The sequence below is a fragment of the Microbacterium azadirachtae genome (assembly GCF_000956545.1).
Lineage (GTDB): Bacteria > Actinomycetota > Actinomycetes > Actinomycetales > Microbacteriaceae > Microbacterium > Microbacterium azadirachtae.
Genome location: NZ_JYIT01000019.1, coordinates 1 through 3,093, shown reverse-complemented (window position 1 = coordinate 3,093; position 3,093 = coordinate 1). Strand labels below are relative to the sequence as shown.

Below are 3,093 nucleotides of genomic sequence, written 5' to 3'. Positions count from 1 at the left end.
GCGCGGCCTGGCGGGGGTGGTCCGGCGCCCGTGCTCAGGCCCCGGCGGCGAGTTCGCGGGCCCGGGCGAGCGCCGCGTCGGTGGCGCGGACGAACAGGGACGCGAGGTCTGCATCCTGGAGCACGGCGACGGCGCGCTCGGTCGTGCCCTTGGGGCTCGTGACGCGTCGGCGCAGCTCGGCCGGGTCCTCCCCCGACGCCTCGAGCAGGGCCGTGGCGCCGATGAAGGTCTGCTCCGCCATGAGTCGCGCCTCCGCCTCGGCGAAGCCCTTGCCGATCGCGGCCTTGGTGAACTCCTCGATCAGCAGGAAGACATACGCGGGACCGGATCCGGAGATCGTCGAGAGCGGGTCGATCTGCTCCTCCGCGACCTCGATCACGGTGCCGACGGTCTCGAACAGGCGGCGCACGAGTGCGCGCTCCTCCGCCGTGACGCCCGCGGCCGCAGCGAGGCCGGTGACCGCACGGCCCACCGTGGCCGGGGTGTTGGGCATCGAGCGCAGCACGCTCGTCGACGCCGGCAGATGCGCCGCGAACGTCGCCAGCGTGACGCCGGCCGCGATGCTCACCACGATGGCGTCCTCGCGCAGGTACGGGGAGATCTCGTCGAGCAGATCCGGGACCATCGCGGGCTTGACGCCGACCACGACGATGCGCGCGGCAGCCGCGACCGCGTTGCCGTCCGGCTGCTGCGCGAGGGCGATCGAGCGCACCCCGGGGAGACTCTCGAGCTCGGCGGCCCGGGCCGTGGTGCGGTTCGTGGCGGTGATGCCTCCGTCGACGGGGATCCCGCTCGCGACGACGCCGCGCAGGATCGCGCCGCCCATCGACCCGGCACCGAGGAATGCGACAGAGGGGAGCGCTTCGACCATGCCGCCATCCTACGAGGCCGAATCCCAGCCCGCCCCGGAGCACAACGCAGGAGAGCCCACCCCCTCGGCGTCGGATCCGGCCGGAATGCCCCGATCCTCCTGCGTTGTGCCCGGCCGCCGGCCGCATCCCGCCCGAGCGCCGACCGTGTCCCGTCCGAGCGCCCACCGCCCCGCGTCCGGCTGCCGGCATGACGGCGTCGGCCGCCGGGTGGGATGCACCGCGTCGGCCTAGACTCGTGGCATGAGTGCATCCGGTGGCGGCAAGGCGATCCTGGCGGCGTTCCTCGCGAACATGGGCATCGCGCTCGCAAAGCTCATCGCGTGGCTGCTCTCCGGATCCGCCTCGATGCTCGCCGAGGCCATCCACTCGGTCGCCGACTCCGGCAACCAGCTGCTGCTCATGCTCGGCGGCCGCAAGGCGCAGCGGCGCGCGGATCGCGAGCACCCGTTCGGCTACGGCCGGGAGCGCTACGTGTCCGCGTTCGTGGTGTCGATCATCCTGTTCTCCGTCGGCGGCGTGTTCGCGATCTACGAGGGCGTGCAGAAGCTGATCGAGCCGCACGAGCTCGACAAGACCTGGTGGTGGCTGCCGCTCGCCGTGCTGATCGTGTCGATCGTGCTGGAGTCGTTCTCGCTGCGCACCGCGATCAAGGAGAGCAACCACGTGCGCCCGCAGGGGCAGTCGTGGATCTCGTTCATCCGGCGGGCGAAGGCCCCGGAGCTGCCGGTCGTGCTGCTCGAGGACACCGGCGCGCTCGCCGGCCTGCTCTTCGCCCTGCTCGGCGTCGGCCTCACCCTCATCACCCACAACCCGGTCTTCGACGCCCTCGGCACGCTGATGATCGGCCTCCTGCTCGTGCTCATCGCGATCGTCCTGGGCATCGAGACCAAGAGCCTGCTGGTCGGCGAAGGCGCCAACGAGGCGGACTACGACCGCATCGTCGACGCGATCCACGCGGGCGACGAGGTCGAGAAGCTCATCCACATCAAGACCCTCTACCTCGGCCCCGACGAGCTGCTCGTCGCCGCCAAGATCGCGCTGACCTCGGACAAGACCGTGCGGGCCGCGGCCGACGACATCGACGCCATCGAGGCGCGGATCCGCGAGGCTGTCCCCGCGGCGCGCGTGATCTACCTCGAGCCCGACATCTACCGGCCCTCGCTGGATCCCTCCCCCTCGACCGACGCGTTCGTGCTGCGGTCCGCCGACTGACCGGACCGTCATGGTCGACCCGCTCGCGAAGGCGCTGGCCGATCCCTCGGTCTCGGCGGACGCGCGGCAGAAGCTGCAGCACGTGCAGGACGTGCTGCACGCGGATCCGCAGGCCCAGCTGATCTCGCTGTTCTTCGAGGGCGAGGAGCCGCGCGCGGCCGTCGCCTTCGGCGACTTCGACGGGGCCGACCTCATCGTCGTCGTGCTGCACGGCATCGACACGGACCTCGCCGCCTTCCCCGCGTGGGCCGAGATCGCACAGGACCTGTGCGCCGACACGATCCGCGCGAGTCTGCTGCGGGGCGGATCCGCGCGGATCGCGACCGTCGCGTGGTTCTGCTACGACTCCGGGACGCATCTCTCCGCGCTCGCGACCAAGCACGCCACGGTGGGCGCCGCGCGTCTGGCGGGGGACCTCGTGCGCATGCGCCACCGTCATCCGAGCGCGCGCATCGCGGTGCTCGCCTACTCGTACTCGTCCACGCTGTTCGGCGAGCTCGTGCTCCTGGACGGCGCGGGCCCCGTCTCCATGGCGTTCTCGATCGCTTCGGCAGGGATGACGCGCATGGCCGCGGACGCCGTGGCGGCGGGCATCTCGGCGCGGGAGTTCTCGTTCTGCGCCACGGAGGCGTCCACCGACGCCACCGCCCCGCTGGGCCGCCTGGGGGCGCACCCGGTCGATCCCCGCGACATCGAGGGTGCGATCGTGTACTCGTCCGACGGCGGGCCGATCCCCGGATCCGGCGGGAAGCAGGGCGAGGCGACCGACGGGCACGCCTCGCGCACCGAGGTCGACGACCGCGGCGTGCGTCACCGCGGCTACTTCGACCGGCGCGCGCAGGCGTATCTGTTCGCCGTGGAGCGCCTGGGCCGGCTCGCCGCCCGCCGCCCGAAGCTCTGACCGCCCCCGTCCCGCTTCCGTCTATTTGCGTCAAACCGTGGGTTTAGGGCCCTGTACGCCACGATCTGACGCAAATAGACGGAAGGAGGAGCAGCGCGGGGACCGGGG

3 protein-coding genes are annotated in these 3,093 nt (G+C 72.1%); 2 read left to right on the top strand and 1 reads right to left on the bottom strand.

Going from position 1 to position 3,093, the window contains the following annotated elements:
* Nucleotides 1-34: 34 nt before the first annotated feature.
* Nucleotides 35-871 carry a pyrroline-5-carboxylate reductase gene (proC, locus tag RL72_RS00160; protein ID WP_045248778.1) on the bottom strand — a complete coding sequence of 279 codons (837 nt, stop codon included), beginning with the start codon at nt 869-871 and terminating at the stop codon, nt 35-37.
* 241 nt (nt 872-1,112) lie between these two features.
* On the opposite strand from proC, the gene RL72_RS00155 reads away from it, so the two are divergent.
* Complete coding sequence (locus RL72_RS00155) at nt 1,113-2,084, top strand: cation diffusion facilitator family transporter (protein WP_045248777.1); 972 nt, start codon at nt 1,113-1,115, stop codon at nt 2,082-2,084.
* Between the two features lie 10 nt (nt 2,085-2,094).
* The gene (locus RL72_RS00150; RefSeq protein ID WP_045248776.1) at nt 2,095-2,985 is read left to right on the top strand and encodes an alpha/beta hydrolase; all 891 of its coding nucleotides are present in this window, start codon (nt 2,095-2,097) and stop codon (nt 2,983-2,985) included.
* The last annotated feature ends 108 nt before the right edge of the window (nt 2,986-3,093 follow it).

Excerpts from the sequence above, each read along its gene's own strand:
- RL72_RS00150 (WP_045248776.1), top strand. The coding sequence starts at position 2,095 with ATGGTCGACCCGCTCGCGAAGGCGCTGGCCGATCCCTCGGTCTCGGCG.
- proC (WP_045248778.1), bottom strand. The coding sequence starts at position 871 with ATGGTCGAAGCGCTCCCCTCTGTCGCATTCCTCGGTGCCGGGTCGATG.
- RL72_RS00155 (WP_045248777.1), top strand. The coding sequence starts at position 1,113 with ATGAGTGCATCCGGTGGCGGCAAGGCGATCCTGGCGGCGTTCCTCGCG.